This window comes from Reticulibacter mediterranei (assembly GCF_016587455.1).
In genome coordinates, this window is record NZ_BNJK01000003.1 from 275,494 (window position 1) to 292,522 (window position 17,029).

The window sequence follows — 17,029 nt, forward strand, 5'->3', positions numbered from 1 at the left end:
CTTTTTCAACAGATCCAACAATTGGGGCCAGCGTCACCTGACCCCGAATCAGCCAAAGAGAAGACTAATTTCGATGGCAAGCAGATCCATTCTACCGCTTCCTGCCGGGCAGCAATATCGCAGATTTGCGCTCACTCTCCAACACACCGAAATCGCGTTGCTTCCCCCTGGACATGAGTTCACTCTGAACCTGGAGACAGGGCCGTTCATCGTCATAAACTGGACCAACCACCATATTGCCACTGACGACGTATTCAACGCGCAAGAGCTGCCGCTGATACTCGCTCTCCTCGACCATTGGCCCTCGTATGTCCAAAACGAGAGACTCTTGCAAGCCATCACTGACCGCCCGCCCGAAGAGATTGCCTATGTGCTTTACGCTACTTGCGATACAGAGCTGGAAGGCCTGCATCAGCGCGTAGAAACTTGCCAGGCTCGCTTCCACCAGATCGGCATCCACATTGAAAACATCCATCAACAAGGACACAAGCCCAGCCAGCATGAAACGCCGACGGCAAACTGAAAGGCAGAGATGGTCAGTGGGACCTCCTCAACGAAAAAGAACGGTGTGAACAAGAGTTGGTGGAAGGTGCGCCTGTGTGCATTGTGACGAATTAGTATGGGCACGATGGAATCATCGTTGCCATTGATTGTGACAGCCCTATCCCTACGCAGTGAAAATTCACACTGTACCAGGGTATCCCAACACAATACGGGACTTTGCCTGGTACGAAATCGACAGACATTCCAAGAGAGGAGCGCTTCTATGCTAGAGTCAACGCTTAATACCTTTTTCAATGATCGTCGCTTGCGTCCAGATGCGAAGCATTTTTGCCCTCAAACTGGCGCGAACTTGATCGAATCGCGCAGAACGGACAGCTATGTTCTTCTTATCCCGTTAAGAAATACAGAGATTCTCCGTCAATGGAAACGGAGCGAAGGACCGTATGAGCAAATCCTCGTACGAGCGCAGGAAGCGCTTCATACGACTACTATACCACTGGCAGCTAGTCCGCTCCACAACGAACAACCGCTAGGCAGCACGCGGAAAATCAACAAAGCCATTTGTAGAGGGGAGAGCGTCTACTGGATGGACGAAACTAATGTCTTTCACAAGCTTCTCTGTGCCCGACAGCGCAAACACCGCTTTCAAGTCAAGTTGGTCCTTGATCAGCACTGGCATGATGCCAACAGTCACCGAGTGTTTTGCTCAAAGCAGCCTGGCGAGCAGAATCCGCTCGCCTCAAACAGTGAACCTCCTGCTGCAACACCAACCTCATCAACGTAGCAGAAGAATCCCACTATAAGCGGGAATGAAACAAGCCACGAAGAGGAAGTTTCTCTCTAGCAACCTCTTACCAGCCTCTAGTCATGGCGTGCAGGAGAAGGGTCGAACGTACGAAGGACTTGTACGGCGAACCTCGCCCCTCGTCGAGGAGGCTATTGGTCTCTCTCCATCATCCATCAGCCACCACTTGATTTCGGTGCCTGCCTCACCCGCATAGACCATTCTCGACACAAGCAAGAACAGATGTATAGACAGAGTGCCAACCAAAGGAGCAAATAAGAAGCATGGACACGCTAGCACAAGTACCATCTACCCCTGAACCCTCCAATTGGCAGCAACATTGGCTGACCCGCGGGGAGGATTGGCGGAAAGAGCCTGAGATTGAAAAAGAGCGCAAAAAGTTTCTGGATCACCGTCGCGCCATCCAGATCGATGTTGTACAGGGCATCTATCCCTTTTCCCAACTCCCTCAAGATCAGCGGTTGACACGCGCTGATCTCGAATACCTTCTTAGCAGTCATGAAGAGGGACGTGGTCCTGTCTGGTATCAGAAAGAATGCGGTAAGGTACCATTAGAGCGACGCAACGGTCTCGACCTACGCGGAGCCAATCTGGAAGGGCTTGATTTGAGCGATCTGCCGCTGTGCCGCGTGCTTTTCGGTCCTACCTGGGATGCAAAAGACCAGTGTACGGAGCAACAATGCCGTCAGGCCGCAGCGAATTTGCGATGGGTCAATTTGAAAGGAGCCAATCTGGAAATGATGCGTGCTCGCTTTGTTGATTTCTCCCATGCAAAATTGGCTCATGCCTACATGGCAGAAGCCCAGTTACAACAGACTATTCTGATTGGCACCGATCTCCACCACGCTTGGATGCAAAATGTAGATCTGGATGGTGCCATTCTTTATGGAGAAGAGGCAGTGGCTCCACGTCTCGCCGATATCAGCTGGGGAGCCACCTTGCTTTCAGTTCCCAATTGGGATGGAGTGCGTCGGCTAGGGGATGAAGTGTATATAAAACAGCTTCTTACCAGAGCCGATGTGCCAGAAGACAAGAAGAGGGATGATACGCTTGAAATGCTTCGTGCCCATCTCCAGGTAGCAACCATCCTAGAGGGCCAGGGGCAGAAAAGTGTCGCGGCGTCATTGCGATTTCGCTATAACGTGCAGGAACGCAAGATGCTCTGGCGGAAACGTGCATGGAAAGAGTGGCTGTGGTCCTTACTCCTGGCAGCGATTGCTGGTTACGGCTACCGCCTCTGGCGAGTTCTTTTCACGTATAGCATGAATATACTGATCTTCGCCCTCATCTTTTGGCTCGTTGATCCTCCTTTGACGTTTCTCGGTGCAATTCTGCTCGCCAGTACAGGCAGAGGGTTATCAGAAGCCCCGCTGAGTATATGGCTCGTGGGAAATGCAGAAGCTGTGATCAATTCCATCATTGCAGGCCTCTTCTTCGCATTGTTACTCCCACGCTTCCAGGGAAAATAAAATGATTGATACCTTTCCATTCTCAGAGAAGGAAGCGTCACCCAGGTTGCAACTGACAGCAGAGTGCGTAAAGCAGCAAACGACTTGGGATCTCTTTATCAAGAAGATGCCTACGCGAATCCGCCCATTCACCGCACAGGATCTTGTGGAGATTGGTCCCACCTTCACTGATCGAGAGGGACACATTCACACAGTAGAGCCTGAACACTGTCTCTGTGTTGGACCGCTCGGCGATAGATGGTCGTGCTCGCTTGAGGATCTCAAACAAGATCGGTATCCAGTGAGTTTGCCGGATCATGAGGGATTTCGATGGTATCGCGAGCGACACCCCAGAGCACTGCACGCCTTGCACGTGACCGAACCATTCGACCTTGACTGTCAAGATGGCAAACCGGCTCTGCAATGTAACGAGGACAGGGGAGGATACATCACCTGGAATAGTCAGCCTCAGCCTGATCAGGACCTTCGGGTGGTGCAGGGGACAATTTTCCTACGAACGTATGCTTGCTATACGCTCTTCCAAAAATTGAAGAAAGCCTACACCCCCATTGAGCGAGGAACATTCAGCCTGACGTTCTCTCTTCTTGCGCTTCTCCCTGCCCAGGAAAGATAATCCCCCCTCCTCTCTTTCAGCTCTGCAACAGACGCAAATGGGAGACACTGCGCTTGGGCCAAGACCGAACAACGCTCCCAACAGCAAAAGGATCTTCGATGCGTATTCACAATCAAGATAAGCGATATGTTCTTGATATCCCTGCTTTTGAAGTGTTTCTTCGAGAGCAGGGATTGAGTGAACAAGAGATTTTACAGCTCATTATTCACGTACGGATCGTTCACCCCAAAGATCCCTTGACGTATGGCACATTTACAAAGCCTTCCACGATCTATGTCTACACGCATGGAGAAGGGCTCAAGGAGGTCAATGATACGCTCCTGCATGAAACGTGCCATTACTGGCAAGAACACCAGGAACGTATCCGGCTCGCCCAACGCCAGAGGGAATATGAGCAGATGCGGAAAGGGCGAAAGAAAGACGACTTTTACTTCACCTACATCTGCTGGGGAGACACAACGAAAAGAGAAACCGGGATCGACTACTGGAATCGCCCCAGTGAAGTCCATGCGCGCGCCTTTGCTAAACAGCACGCTCATCAACTGATGGTGAGCTATCAACAACTCTACGCCTTGCATGTGCCACGCAGCCGCTTACATCCCTCACAGGTGGACCGGCTGAAAGCGCAGAGCAAAAGGCTCATCTGGACAGAAGACGAAAGGCACCTGTGCTTCCCTCATCTGACGTTGAAAGAGGCACAGTTCCTCATCCGTTTGCTCGAAGCATTTGGATTGCGCTTCTACATCCCTTCAGAGAAGTAAACATCACCGAAGCCACATCTATTGGCACGCTTTCCTCCTGAAGAAACAGGCTCTTGCATTGTTTTCAGGACAATGTTCAGCACTCTTTTGCAAGAAGGAACCAGCCATGACGAGCACGTCACTGATCGACGTGAGAGGTGCATGCGATCAAACACGCCCAGGTCTCTCAAAAAGTTTTCAAGCCGCCTTCCGGCCAGGCTCATGTCTGTCCCTTGCGATAAGGCGAGGGCTAGACATGAGCCTTTTTCCCAAGGCTCACACATCTTAGAGGAAAGGAGGAAGCTACACATGCTTGGAGCAGATGAACAACGCAGTGAAGTCGCACGCTTGTTAACACAAATCAGCGCCGAGTACGAGGCCGCCCAGCGTGGTTTGTCTGGACTCTCGTACGGCGCATCCCGGCATGACTTTATCGCTGCTCGCATGGAAAACATGGGTCAGCTCCATAACCAGTTACAATCCCTGGTTGGTGATGTGGCCATCGCGATGATTGCCGATCAACTGAGCGCTGTCCGTTAAATACATGCAATACGGTGTCAAGATGCAGCGTTAGGAGGCGAGGGGAGGATACATGTTGCCTGATGTTTGCCGCACGGGCAACGTACCATCCTCTCCTGGCGGGTCAATTGGCACAGTATAACATACAATGTGCCACAATGAGAGATCAATGGCTGAGTATCTGAAAAGTCCTTGACCTCCTCCTCTGCCCCGGATCGGGCTCATTCTACCTTATTTCATTCATCCGAATACACCTTATCCCATTTTCTTCAGAGATGGGGCCTCATATGCACCATGAGCGTAATCCGCAGGGAGCTGACACGCGATCAGATAACAAAACCGGCAGTTTATGAATCTGAAGCGCAGGAAAGGTCATCAAGACAACACCCCTCCTAATGAGAAACAGAAGGGCGGCAGAAACGAAAGACGAGAATGGTCGCGCTAATCTGCTGCATGGCGTAAATCGACACTTTGCACATAGAAGATAGGAAAAGCATCCATCATGCGCATTTATAGATCAACATGCATTACGATCCAGTCAAATGAGTGTGTCCCTGATTTGAAACATTCGGGATTTACAACGGAATATGATGTCAATGGAATAGATAACATGGAGGCCTCTGTCCGAAAGGCGTTGGCCAATGGCCATCTGAATGCAGAGCAAGCACTGTGGCTGCACGAGAGCGGCATTGATTGGCAAATTAATGTTCAGCGTTAGAGAGAAAGGGGATCACATGCCACCAGTCACTCTTGCCGATCTCAAGCGCGAAGCAAAAACACTTGGGATCACCATGTGTATCCGAGACGGCTTTGTGGATTTGTCATCTCAGCAGACCTGCCTCTATTATCGTTCGCCCCAAAAGGTCAACGATCCGCAAGCACTCTGTGGTGCCTGGCAGTGGCTTCAGCGCTATCAAGGTACGTTGCAATGGTTTGAGCAGATCTGTGCCCATTTGCCAGGTGGGCGGGTGAGGCAGATTGTTGCCTTCCTGGTTCTCATGCTGTTCTTCTCGGGCAACGACGGCATTAATCGGGAATAACCTGGTGGATGGCCATCACACGTACGATGGTCTTGGCGAGAGTGGTAAGCATCTCAATGCAGCCAAGACAAATGCAAGAGTTAATTCAGCAGGCCTATCAGAACAAGTTTCCCTCTGTTTCCCAACGGAGAATAGAGACATCCTTGCCATTGGGCAAGGTCCGCGTCTGAGTGACCTTTATCCAGGCAAAACAGAGGAGCAACTTGCACAACGTCTACGCGAACTTGTTCTCATCATTATGCAAGATAGGCAAAACGCATAAATTTCGTGGCGTCATTCCCTTCATTCACTAACATCTCTCCGAGACCAAACGAGGTATCTATGCTTACTCATCCGAATCCTTACCAGATGATTGCCCAAAGCGATCATAATCAGATCCTCCTCGTGCAAGCTCCTGGGGGCTGCTATATTGTGAAGCGTTTGCAAACTTCAGCAAACCAACAGGCCCGCCTGATGCTCTCTCAGGAGGTGAGAGCATTGCAAGCACTCCGGCATCCTGCTATTCCGAGCTTCCTCGGTCAGCCATCGCCTACCGAACTGGCCATATCCTTTATCCAGGGTGAAACCCTCGGTGCTTATTTGCGCCGAAACGGTCCGCTTCCCTGGCAACAGGCATGCAGCATTGCATTGAACCTTACCCGTATTCTCGTCAACATCCATTGGCAGAAATGGCTCCATCGCGATATCAAGCCAAGCAATATTCTCCTAACTGGGACGGGGCATTCGGTTGCCCTGATCGACTTTGGGAATGCCATCCAAATTGGAACACTGCCATTCCTCTCGCCGCTTCGTTACAACGGCACGCGGGGGTATGCGGCACCGGAACAATACGAAGGGAGCGGCTATCGAGGCGCTCACAAAGCACAGACGGATTTCTTTAGTCTGGGGGTCGTGCTTCATCAGATGTTGACCGGCCATAATCCAAGATCGCTGCCTGTATCCCTCCTCTTTGATTTTCCGCCTGTAGAGCAACTGGCTCCATTTTCGCCACCTATCCTGGTCCAGTTGGTCGAAGCCCTCCTCCAACGAGACCTCTCCCAGCGACCTTCTGGCCTAGTTGTACAACAATACTTAGAACGCCTTCTCTACGGTTCAACGCTATGAAAAATCGGCTATCCGGCGGGGAATTCCAACGTCCCCCACCATCTACCTTTATACGCATGGAGCCGCGAGTGACAACTACCTCCAGGACAAGAACCACAGAGTGCGTACCATTTGAGTGAAACAAGGCGGAGATGTGTCCCCTCGGCAAAGCCATTTTCCCGTATCTCATTTTCTCCCAACGTTCTCTGAAAGAAGGACACCTATGAGCATCACCTCCTTTTCAGCACCAATCCCTGGGCTGGCAAGAATCACCCAATCCGCTTCATTTCTGCAGGATGTCGCAGAAATAATCAAGGAAAGAGAGGCAAGTACCGGACCATTTGCAGTTGACCTGGAGACCACAGGGCTGCATCCGCAAAAAGATCGTGTGATTGCTATTCTCCTCGGAACGATTGGTCATGTATCCATCCTGGATATGCGTCCGTACTATACCCTCATGGAAGAAGAACAGGCGGCGTGGCGTGCCAGCCTGCTCACACTTTTTGCTCCATCGGAATTGGTCTGGATCGGGCATAATCTCAAATTTGACTGGAAGTTTTTAGCGTTCCACTTTGGAGTGAAGCTGAAAGGCATCTATGATACGATGCTTGCCGAACAACTGCTGCATGGCGTGGGCTTACATGATCACGCCATCTCCGTTAGCCTACAAAAAACTGCTGCACGGTACGGCCTCTCCGTTACGAAAGAACAGCGAGCCTGGTTTCCGGGGCTTGATAGCCGCCCCGAGGAGTGGCATGCCCCTTTTCCGGCGGCCCAGCTGGCCTATATGGTCCAGGATGTAGAAATGGCCTACCAGCTGTATGAGCGGCAGCAACCAAAGATCCGGGAGCTTCAATTGGAGGCAATAACAGCCCTGGAAAACGAAGCGCTTCCCGCCCTCGCTGCAATGGAACTCCAGGGGGTCTGTATTGACGCCACCCGGTGGAGAGCCATCCTTGCTCGCAAACGCACTCGGCAAGAAGAACTAGAACAGAAGGTACACACCGTCTTAGGGCAGGCACTCCACACTGCCTACAACGTCTATCAAGAGGCGAAGCGTGCCGAAGAGAAGCGCTTGATGCAAGCCTATCAACGTGCTTCTGGGAACAGCACCTGGCCAGCATTCCTGCAAGCCGGATTACAGCAATGGCAGCAGGCACACTCAGAGGTGCCAGCACCTCCCAAAGAGGGGATCAACCTCGCCTCCTCCGTACAACTACGGGCGGCTCTCGCGGCTATAGGTATTCAGGTATCCTCTACCCGCGAGGCCGAATTCGAACGAAGAGCAACGACGCATCCCATCATTGCGGATCTGGTAGAGTGGCGCAGATTAGAGAAATTCAGGAGCGCGTTTGGGGAAAACATGCTTGCGAAAATTGATGCCGATGGCAGGTTACGCACCGACTATGCACAAATTGGCGCGGTCTCCGGTCGCATCATTTGCAGTCACCCGAACCTGCAGCAGATTCCGGCGAAAGAGACGAACGAGGAAGAAAACTTGCGCAGTTGTTTTGTGGCCCCGCCCGGATCACTCATCCTCAAAGCAGATCTGAGCAACATTGAATTACGCATTCTGGCGGAAGTGTCCCGCGACCCAGTAATGCTACGGCTGTTTGCGGAGGGGCGGGATCTGCATGCAGAAACCGCGAAAATGATGTTTCGCTTACCGCCAGAGACAGACCCCAAAAAACACCTCTACAAAGGTGGCATCTCGGCACGCACTGTTGCCAAAACGATTAACTTTGGTCTCGCCTATGGTATGGGGGCACAAGGGCTTGCCAATCGTATTGGATGCTCTATTGAGGACGCGAAAGCGTTGGTCACAGCCTACTTTGCCACCTATGCAGGCATTGCTGCCTGGCTCCGTCAAGCGGGGCAACAGGCCAAGAAGCATGGCTATGCGGTAACGCTGGCTGGCCGCAAGCGCTGGTTTCATTTTGCATTTGATGAGGATGGGAGTCAGGAGCGATCAGCAAAGAATCATCCGATTCAAGGGGCAAACGCAGACATTTTAAAACGCGCGTTAGCCCTGCTCTCCGAAGCACTGCCAGAGGGAGCCTCGCTCATTCTGGCAGTACACGACGAACTGGTCATCGAATGTCGGGAAGCCGTGGTCTGTGAAGTGGAAGCGCTGATGAAAGAGATGATGGTGCGTGCTTGTCGCCACTTTCTCGCAAGCGTCCATATACCGGCTCCTGATGTCATTATTGCCCCGTACTGGAAAAAAGATGAGTAACCATTCTATAAAGAGCGGTCTTGTAAACAAGGTCACGAGAGAAGAGATCAGCGCGTCTCTCGTAGAGGATGTGTTTCATTCCTACTCTATCGAGCGGCAAGATGAAACCGATACAGGTGTCTTTCCTTTCCCGAAAGAAGGGGAGATGCCTGTGTCTCTGGGCAATATCGCTACTGGCTCCAGCGTTGGTGGGAGCCTGCGCAGGAAATCCTGCTTTGGGTTCTCCTCAATCCTTCCTGGGCCGATGCGCAGAAAGGCGACGCAACATTGAGGCGGCTCATCAGCTATTCCACACGGGAGGGCTATAGCCGTTTGGAGATCGTAAACCTCTTTGCGTTTCGCGGTAAGGAACCGGAGGACCTGCAACGGGCTATTGATGCCATCGGCCCGAAAAAGGAGTATGGGAGATGTTTGAGGGAACAGCTCAAGGACCCCCCGGCATTTCAGGAACTCTCACGAGAATTGCACCAGACTTATGACAATGGAGCGCAGCTTCTAGGACGTTTTATCGCCTCATACAGAAAAGATCCTGAATCGGAGGAAACAAAGGCACTTCAAAAACAAATAGAACAGGCGGGCGGCACTGTCACCCCTGTTCCGGGTGCTGATTCTCAAGTGCAAATGCCGCTATAGGCAAGCAAGGGAGGGTACTGTGTCTGAACACGAACATATCCATGAACCACTGACACCAGAACAAGAGCAGGCCTTTGACCTGTATAATGTGGCGGAAGAACTCTCCGACCAGGGCCAGTATACCCAGTGCATAGCTGTGCTAGATCAGGCATTGGCCCTATTGCCTGATGAGAGCGAGATCTGGCGGCTGCGCGGGAATGCGTTGCGTGGGTTGAAAGACTACCCACCAGCATTGCAAGCCTTCAAAAAGGCGAATGAATGCGATCCCTCTAACTGGCGAGTGGTTACTGATCTTGCTTTTACACAACTAGAGCGGGGCAAACTTGAAATCGCCTTGAAACTCTATGAAACCGTTCTTTACGAGATAAAGCCCTATGATGAGACGGCTCGAACTGACCTGCTCTTTAATCGAGCCTTCGTGTTGCAGCGCCTGGGACGCTTAGAGGAAGCATACGCCGGATATAGCGAAGCATATTCCCAAACAAATCAGGATGAGGACCATGAATTTGCAGGTCAAATAGTAGCCAACCGAGGGAATGTTGCCGCCAGTTTAGGACGTTTTGCTGACGCTGCGGCTGACTATGACCATGCGAAGATGCTTGATCCTAAAAATGCAAACAGCGCCTGGATGGCTCTCTGGGCACATATGAGCGAGGAGGGGGCAAACCTCCAGATCAACGATCATCTTCGCGCAATTCAATTACGCACAATCATGGATCTGGAACCAGCACACTACATAGCCAAACTGTGTGTGGGTCTTCTGATACTGGGTGAGGGCCATCCTGAGATTGCTCAGGCGCACTTTGATGCTGCTGCCCTACAGGAGCCTGAGGAGTGGGATCCGCCATTCTGGCGGGGGCTCGCCCTGGCCCTTCAGGGCGAGAGCGTGCAGGCGAAGTTCGCCATTGACAAAGCCCTGACGATGGGCCTGCCGCCGATGCTCATTATTCCACTCTATTGGACGCGGGACAACCTGGCCTTCTTTGAAGGCTACGCCGCGCCATTACTTCAGAACTTTGGCTTGTAACCTGGTGAACGGAGCATTCCTACAAAATGATTTCATCCATCCGTTTCATCTCGCTATTGACCCACTCCCGAACGGCTCAATCCCCTTCAAAGAAAAGGGATAAAGGCAAGAACTCTCCGGATTTACTTGGCAACAAATTTTGACTTTTCAGAGAGGCTGACGGTATTTTATTCTGTCTGCGTTCTCTCTATCACATTCGAGAAAAGGAACCTCTCATGCTCAAGAAGAAGGCATATTCTCACAAAGAGGCACTGGCCTAGGTCTGCTGGCGTAGGAGCCAGCAGACCTATCAGGCACACTTATCTGCTGGTAAGGCCTGGCCTGACGCCTTGCGCAAGGCGCAGCGCTGGAGTTCTCTAGGGCGGGCAGGAACGCTCTTCAGTGTTGATACAGAGTTGGGGCGCTGCTTTGATACAGCAGGAGATCTCATTTCTCCCCTCGAATTCGTCTGGCAGGGAGATCCAACGGTGATCAGTAGTTTCCTAAACGACCTACAATTCACTGTCACCATCCCAGACCCTCAGACCGATACCTCCTGGCCACGCCTGACCATCTTGGCCTTGGAGAACACCGGATCAAAGGCGAGCACTGCGGGAAGTCCACTAGATACCGTCCTTAAAATCAATAACGTGCGGAGGCGTCAAGAACTCGTGTGTTGCTGTCTAGAAGAAGATCAAGAGACGACACATATTGTTCTGTGGGCACGTCGATACCACAGTGAATTCCAACTCAAAACTGCTTTTGATGAGCAGTGGCACCCTGCCACCCCACGCAATGTCTGGAGAATGACGCTCAGACCACCACAACCTACTGCCCAATCTCCCATTTCGTCAGCGAAAGTTAGGTGCTGGTCTTCCCCAATCCTGATCCTGGAGCCTTTTCATGTCCCAGAACAGACCTATTTCTCACCATACTTGCCCTTTTTCTTCCTACAGGTTTCGATAGAGCAAAGTTCAGAACACTATCTACCAGAGAACGACAGAGGCAAACATGGCTCAGCTACTCGCGCCAACCTCTCCTGTAAAAACATCCTCTTTTACGGGAGATCTTCCTCCTATCATCACAGCGATTGAGTTCTATGCAGGTGGGGGCGGCTTTTCTGAGGCCTTCAGAAAGATACTCGCCCAGATGGGATGGAGAGGAAAGCTTCTGCTTGCAGTCAATCACAACGCAGAGGCCATCAAAACGCACAAAGGAAATTTCCCTGAAACAGAGCACCGTCAGGCAAAGGTCGAGCACCTGATTATGGAGGAACTCTACGATGCCCAGGTTCTCTTCGGCTCCCCCGAATGCAAGTGGCAAACAGTGGCACGTGGAAAGAAACTTAAAAACCAGCGACGACGCAAACAGTTCGGACTCTGGTCAGACTGGCACGAGGTCAGCGAGGCCGAAAAATCACGTGCCAGTATGTGGCAAATGTATGAGGCCACAAAAGCAAAAATGAAACAGCAGCGGCCTTTTCAAATTGTACTGATTGAGAACGTCGTCGAAGCCGCGACCAAGTGGGCGGATCACGACGATTGGGTGGAGGACTTCAAAGCGCTCGGCTATCGCTACCAGGGAATTTTCATTAACGCAAAATTCTGCTCTGTGCCATCGAATCGGGATCGCTATTTTGCGGTCTTCACTCACGAAACGCTGCCCGAGCCAGATCTGGACCTCCGTCCCCGGGCAATTTGTCATGCATGTGGTCAGGTAGTAGAGGCTGTGCAGTGTTGGAAGCCAAAGGCTTCTGGCAGAAGAGGCAAGTATGCTAGCCAGTATGACTATCGGTGTCCTCAAATCACCTGTGGTCGCAAGGTGACTCCCTTTTTCCGACCAGCGGCAAGTTTCATCAACTTCGAGGATCAGGGCAAGCGCATAGGGGACCGTAAGCGAGCGCTCTGCGCCAAAACACGCGCCCGCATTCAGGAAGGCTTACAACGTTTTTGTCGAGATGGTCAGCCTATTCCACCAGAAGCCTATGATATTCCAACCACATTACCGAATGTGTTGCCCTTTCTCGTCAAATATAACTCGAACGGCAAGGCAGAAAGTATCTTCCAGCCATTAGGAACTGTTTCCTCAAGGGCCCGTTATGGTCTGGTCTTCTTGCCCAAAACCTGGTCTGCAGGAACGATACCCACGCTGGAAGACTGCACGTTTCGTATGCTCTCACCCGATGAGGTGAAGCTCGCTATGTGCATGCAGGAGGTACAGATCGCCTCCAGGAAACAGGCAGAAATTATTAAGCAATGTGGGCTGGCGGTTCCTCCGCCCCTGGCAATGACTCTGATGATACACCTCTTTCCTATTCTTTTGCACAGGAGCAGCCCCCTTTCAGAAGGAGAGATCTGTCCATCTGATTCGCACAAATTCACGCTTGAGACAGAAGCCTTTCCCATAGAAAGTGCGTCACAGCAGGAACAATAGAGCTAACAATCGACACGCACCTCTTCTGTCTGTAGGACACATCAGGGGACTCAAGCACTCCCGTTGTCTCAGTCAACGGTTTTCTCCTTTATCCAAAAAAATCTCCAAATGTTCTCTTCGTTAGTATCAACCAATAGAGGGAGGATTATGGCTTTCCAGCGCCTCATTATTCCAGCGGATCTTGATAACCGTCTTCGGCATCAAGCTTCCCGCACAGGACTCTCTAGCAACCTGCTGTGTCGGTGTGCCTTCTGCCTCTCGCTTCGAGAGCCTGGTATTCCTGACCTGTCCCTGTATGGAGGAAGTGGAGAAGGTCAAGGGAGGGAAATCAACCGATACACGCTCTTGGGCGAGTACGATCTTTTCTTTTTTGCGCTTCTGCGTGAACGCCTGACACTGGATCACCTGCCGCTCGACGATGAAGAAGCCATCGAGCGGCAGTTCAAGGCACATCTTTTCCGTGGCATTGGATTATTGTCTGTGCGGGTAAAAAGCCTGGAAGATATTGCCGATCTCGTCGGCGAGGCAAGTAAGGGTATCCAGGCCGCCAGTGAGGAGGACAATTTGCCTACATCAGTGCTTCGACTGGTGGGCGAAGGGCCAACATCGGTTGAGCAGGATGACTCACCACCAGCACTCGTCTCATCAGAGACGGCCCCAGTTCTCCTCATGGAACCTGCATCAACCCTGTGGAGGGGAGCACCGCCCCAGCTCCAGCACTCACTTACTACCGGCAGGCCAACGCTCTCGCTCGCTCTGGCTGACGATGTACAGACGCGGATCGCGAACGAAATGGTCGCACGCTATCATTATCTGCGCACACCAGTTGATGCACGCTGCTCCCTGCTGGCTTATCTTGTGTTGTTAGGGGGTCAGCGTATAGGCTGCCTCATTTTCGGCAGACCAGAGGCAACGAGGGTCGGAACATGGTATGGGAGCGCTGAAGATAAACGTACTGGTAGATGCCAGTTCAGTCGATGGGAGATTTTGAATCTTTCGCGCGTCTGGCTTGATCCGATCGTTCAGCCTGGTGGGTTGTGGTATGCGCCAGACATACTTCCTGGCTTTCATGATCGACAGGGAAAGTTCCACTCCACGCTGGCCAGCACTTGTGTCCAGGTGGTACTCGATTGCGTTGTCATCGATTATATGATCGCGTATCCGCCGGTTTGGACTGAGGAACCATACTGCCTGGCTCAATGTTTGAGCTATTGTGATCCCAGATATCATCGCGGTATCTTGTATCAGCAGGCCGGTTTTCAGCTCATGCGAGAAAACGCGCGTGGACTCCAAACCTACGCCAAACCGTTACGTCCCTCACGCCAGGAGAAGATGCCTATGTTTGCTTTCTGGCCGAGCATTCCCCGCGTTCCAAGCGTTTACGCAGCGAGCGTGAGGCTTCAACATGGCACCAGCAATCCTTGGAGCTTGACTAGACCATCCGCGAAAGCGATGCTAACGAGGAGGCCATCCACCGCACTTCCGACTCTCTACCTCAAGAGCGACCAACCGCTTTCGCCTTTTCACTACCCAACAGACAGGTAATCACCATCATCCTGTCCAAGCATACGCTCTGCCGAGAATTACTTCCCTTCGACATGTCCTGCACATAAGCCACACATCTGTTTATAGCCTACTTCTATTCTGTTGTCTCAAAATGTGTCATTATCCATGAAAAGATGACATATAGAAAAATAAGGAGAAATACATGAAATATTCCCGTTGACACTTTATTTCAATGCTAGCAATCTTTTTTTTGGCAAATATACAGAAAGAGAACGTGGAAGGAAAACAATACACTATGAGCAACACCGCATCATCTTTGATCCAGTCGGGCACCACACTGCTCGTCGCTGCCTTGCGCCACTACAGCCTCCTCTCTGGTCTCTTGTTGATATGCTATAATGCTTCAAAAGAGCCAAACATCGTAAGGAGGCAAGTCGAGACAGGCATGATTGAAGAACGTTCCTTGCCAACTGAGCAAATCGAGATACCCAAACTTCGTATTACTTTTGACATTGTGCTGGCAGATGATGGCGAACGCTACATCAGTGTACCAGCACTTTGTGATGCCATTGGCCTGGAGCCTGGTCCCCAAAGGCGCAGAATACGGCGGCAGCAGGAACTTTACGCAGGACTGCGTGTGCTCAAGCTTGCAACGTCTGGCGGAGAACAAGGAGTGAGCTGTCTTCAGGCCAACAAAGTCAGCATCTGGCTTGAAGGCATTCAGCATGCTCGGCTGAATAGCCAGCAAAAAGGGAGACTGAGTATCCTTCAGGAAGAGCTGGTCACACTAGCTCTCTCTACCTTTTCTGAGTTCTCTCTCATGCTCGCGAAAGCCTCAACAGAAGATACGGCTGTTGCCCTAGCGCCAGCAGCAGAGGTCGATGACCTACGAGAAGAGGTCATCGAGGAGGCTCTGCACAAGGCTTCTTCTATTGATCTCCCCCAACTGCCTGAACAAGAGGTTATTTTTGCTCAACTCATGCAGAGGCAACCAGGGTCACATATTGTTATCACGAGTACATCGCAGGATGCGGCATTCCGGGCTAGTTGCCTGGAAGGCATTGAACAATGGGTGACGACAGCAAACCCTCCGTACTTCCTTTCAAGAGAGAAGATCGTTGTCTATCTCGAAAATCCGACACATACCATTGACCGTGAATCTGCAGAGAAACGTATTCGTAGTTTTGGAGAGACCACAGTAACCACCGCTCGGATCGCGTTGGGAATCTGGTTTCTCGAACAAAATAACCCAACCCTCGCACAAAGCAACGGGACAGTCGCCATTCGACCAGAAGATATTCTGCAATGGCGCGGCATTGCAAAACATTCTCGCGAAGCCTATCCCGGTTCAGAAGCGCGTGTGACCGATGGGTATGAGCGAAAATATTATCAGCAGGTTCACCGCGACTTTCTCTACCTGCAGGATTGTTACATGTACAGCGATCAGGGGCTGCCAGTGACATTTGAAGGCCCCTACGCTCACGTTACCGTGATTCGCGGCCAACGAACCCTGTGGAGCAAGCCGAACGAGCCACTCGTGTATTTATTTGCCCCAGCTGGATGGATTACCTCGCCGACTGGACAGGCTTACACGCAGCTGGGCATTGCCTCCAAGCGAGTATTTGAGCTTCGCCCAAACAGGCATAAATACGCATTTCGCATTGCACTCTACTTGATAGAGCGCTGGGCGCAGTTAGCAGAGACCGGCAATTTTGCTGAGCCGATCAGGACAGATGACTTGCTCAGGTCAAGCATTCTCTCGCCCGATGCAGTGGATTTCGCGACGTTATCCCGAGGGATAGAACAGGCTTTGCTGAACATTCTCCCTACCTATCAGATTCTTGGGAAGGTTCAAAAATACGTTCCGCCTGCACACGTTTCGAGATCAACCAAAGAGGAATTTCTCTCCACCTATTGGAGCTTACCTCCCCATGACGAAATCCTCAAACAGTTGAGGATACTGCAGCAGACAACGCTCGGCCGCTTTCTGGGACGTTCCTCTCAGAGAAAACTTCCCTCCCCATGATCAACTGAGGGGGTGTCATCTGTACGCCGGGAAAACGACAGGGAACCGAAAGTAATGGTCTCCCCTTTTCTCTATGGTCCCCCCTCAAGAAAACAGCTAGAGGTGCTTCTCAAGCCTGTGGAACGCCATTCACTATAAATTTGGCACCCCCACGCTTGACTTGGCAATCCGACGCTTGACTTGGCAATCCGACGCTTGACTTTGGTCCCCCCTTACCTCACATTGCACCTACAAGCATAGATCCCTTCATACCGCTCTACAGGCAGTATGAAGGGATAATTCATTGTCTCCAGAAGCAATTTCGAGCGTGATACACGATAGCCGAATTTCCTGTAATGTTGTCACTGCATTGACAGCGATCAACTAGAGTTCTCTAGAAAACACAGGTACAATGCCTCTAGCAAGCGGGATGAGGA

15 protein-coding genes are annotated in these 17,029 nt (G+C 51.5%); all 15 read left to right on the plus strand.

The window, feature by feature from the left end; translation table 11 throughout:
• The first annotated feature begins 73 nt into the window (after positions 1 to 73).
• The 15 genes from K3T83_RS54065 (at position 74) to K3T83_RS54135 (ending at position 16,613) form a co-directional block, all read left to right on the plus strand.
• Complete coding sequence (locus K3T83_RS54065; RefSeq protein WP_220211428.1) at positions 74 to 523, plus strand: hypothetical protein; 450 nt, start codon at positions 74 to 76, stop codon at positions 521 to 523.
• A 243-nt stretch (positions 524 to 766) separates the two neighbouring features.
• Positions 767 to 1,288, plus strand: a complete 522-nt coding sequence (locus K3T83_RS54070) for a hypothetical protein (protein ID WP_220211429.1) — start codon at positions 767 to 769, stop codon at positions 1,286 to 1,288.
• Positions 1,289 to 1,572: 284 nt separating this feature from the next.
• Positions 1,573 to 2,778 carry a pentapeptide repeat-containing protein gene (locus K3T83_RS54075; RefSeq protein WP_220211430.1) on the plus strand — a complete coding sequence of 402 codons (1,206 nt, stop codon included), beginning with the start codon at positions 1,573 to 1,575 and terminating at the stop codon, positions 2,776 to 2,778.
• A gap of 106 nt (positions 2,779 to 2,884) precedes the next feature.
• Positions 2,885 to 3,391 (plus strand): hypothetical protein, encoded by a 507-nt coding sequence (locus K3T83_RS54080; RefSeq protein ID WP_220211431.1) that lies wholly within the window; start codon positions 2,885 to 2,887, stop codon positions 3,389 to 3,391.
• 98 nt (positions 3,392 to 3,489) lie between these two features.
• Complete coding sequence (locus K3T83_RS54085; RefSeq protein WP_220211432.1) at positions 3,490 to 4,152, plus strand: hypothetical protein; 663 nt, start codon at positions 3,490 to 3,492, stop codon at positions 4,150 to 4,152.
• 288 nt (positions 4,153 to 4,440) lie between these two features.
• Entirely contained in the window at positions 4,441 to 4,671 is a 231-nt protein-coding gene (locus tag K3T83_RS54090; protein WP_220211433.1) for a hypothetical protein, read from the plus strand.
• Between the two features lie 713 nt (positions 4,672 to 5,384).
• Entirely contained in the window at positions 5,385 to 5,690 is a 306-nt protein-coding gene (locus tag K3T83_RS54095; RefSeq protein ID WP_220211434.1) for a hypothetical protein, read from the plus strand.
• A gap of 321 nt (positions 5,691 to 6,011) precedes the next feature.
• Positions 6,012 to 6,794, plus strand: a complete 783-nt coding sequence (locus K3T83_RS54100) for a serine/threonine protein kinase (protein ID WP_220211435.1) — start codon at positions 6,012 to 6,014, stop codon at positions 6,792 to 6,794.
• A gap of 202 nt (positions 6,795 to 6,996) precedes the next feature.
• Complete coding sequence (locus tag K3T83_RS54105) at positions 6,997 to 9,009, plus strand: DNA polymerase (RefSeq protein WP_220211436.1); 2,013 nt, start codon at positions 6,997 to 6,999, stop codon at positions 9,007 to 9,009.
• Positions 9,002 to 9,280 carry a hypothetical protein gene (locus K3T83_RS54110; RefSeq protein WP_220211437.1) on the plus strand — a complete coding sequence of 93 codons (279 nt, stop codon included), beginning with the start codon at positions 9,002 to 9,004 and terminating at the stop codon, positions 9,278 to 9,280. Before K3T83_RS54105 ends, K3T83_RS54110 begins: the two co-directional genes overlap by 8 nt.
• Entirely contained in the window at positions 9,220 to 9,642 is a 423-nt protein-coding gene (locus K3T83_RS54115; RefSeq protein WP_236065356.1) for a DUF1643 domain-containing protein, read from the plus strand. The genes K3T83_RS54110 and K3T83_RS54115 overlap by 61 nt, the downstream gene beginning before the upstream one ends.
• Positions 9,643 to 9,661: 19 nt before the next feature.
• Positions 9,662 to 10,669, plus strand: a complete 1,008-nt coding sequence (locus K3T83_RS54120; RefSeq protein WP_220211438.1) for a tetratricopeptide repeat protein — start codon at positions 9,662 to 9,664, stop codon at positions 10,667 to 10,669.
• Between the two features lie 990 nt (positions 10,670 to 11,659).
• The gene (locus K3T83_RS54125; RefSeq protein WP_220211439.1) at positions 11,660 to 13,081 is read left to right on the plus strand and encodes a DNA cytosine methyltransferase; all 1,422 of its coding nucleotides are present in this window, start codon (positions 11,660 to 11,662) and stop codon (positions 13,079 to 13,081) included.
• A gap of 147 nt (positions 13,082 to 13,228) precedes the next feature.
• Positions 13,229 to 14,626 carry a DndE family protein gene (locus K3T83_RS54130; protein ID WP_220211440.1) on the plus strand — a complete coding sequence of 466 codons (1,398 nt, stop codon included), beginning with the start codon at positions 13,229 to 13,231 and terminating at the stop codon, positions 14,624 to 14,626.
• Between the two features lie 256 nt (positions 14,627 to 14,882).
• Positions 14,883 to 16,613: a phage antirepressor N-terminal domain-containing protein gene (locus K3T83_RS54135; protein WP_220211441.1), complete on the plus strand. Its 1,731-nt coding sequence runs from the start codon at positions 14,883 to 14,885 to the stop codon at positions 16,611 to 16,613.
• Positions 16,614 to 17,029 lie beyond the last annotated feature (416 nt).

Coding starts and splice junctions, on each gene's coding strand:
- K3T83_RS54065 (WP_220211428.1), top strand. CDS start 74: ATGGCAAGCAGATCCATTCTACCGCTTCCTGCCGGGCAGCAATATCGC.
- K3T83_RS54070 (WP_220211429.1), top strand. CDS start 767: ATGCTAGAGTCAACGCTTAATACCTTTTTCAATGATCGTCGCTTGCGT.
- K3T83_RS54075 (WP_220211430.1), top strand. CDS start 1,573: ATGGACACGCTAGCACAAGTACCATCTACCCCTGAACCCTCCAATTGG.
- K3T83_RS54080 (WP_220211431.1), top strand. CDS start 2,885: ATGCCTACGCGAATCCGCCCATTCACCGCACAGGATCTTGTGGAGATT.
- K3T83_RS54085 (WP_220211432.1), top strand. CDS start 3,490: ATGCGTATTCACAATCAAGATAAGCGATATGTTCTTGATATCCCTGCT.
- K3T83_RS54090 (WP_220211433.1), top strand. CDS start 4,441: ATGCTTGGAGCAGATGAACAACGCAGTGAAGTCGCACGCTTGTTAACA.
- K3T83_RS54095 (WP_220211434.1), top strand. CDS start 5,385: ATGCCACCAGTCACTCTTGCCGATCTCAAGCGCGAAGCAAAAACACTT.
- K3T83_RS54100 (WP_220211435.1), top strand. CDS start 6,012: ATGCTTACTCATCCGAATCCTTACCAGATGATTGCCCAAAGCGATCAT.
- K3T83_RS54105 (WP_220211436.1), top strand. CDS start 6,997: ATGAGCATCACCTCCTTTTCAGCACCAATCCCTGGGCTGGCAAGAATC.
- K3T83_RS54110 (WP_220211437.1), top strand. CDS start 9,002: ATGAGTAACCATTCTATAAAGAGCGGTCTTGTAAACAAGGTCACGAGA.
- K3T83_RS54125 (WP_220211439.1), top strand. CDS start 11,660: ATGGCTCAGCTACTCGCGCCAACCTCTCCTGTAAAAACATCCTCTTTT.
- K3T83_RS54130 (WP_220211440.1), top strand. CDS start 13,229: ATGGCTTTCCAGCGCCTCATTATTCCAGCGGATCTTGATAACCGTCTT.
- K3T83_RS54135 (WP_220211441.1), top strand. CDS start 14,883: ATGAGCAACACCGCATCATCTTTGATCCAGTCGGGCACCACACTGCTC.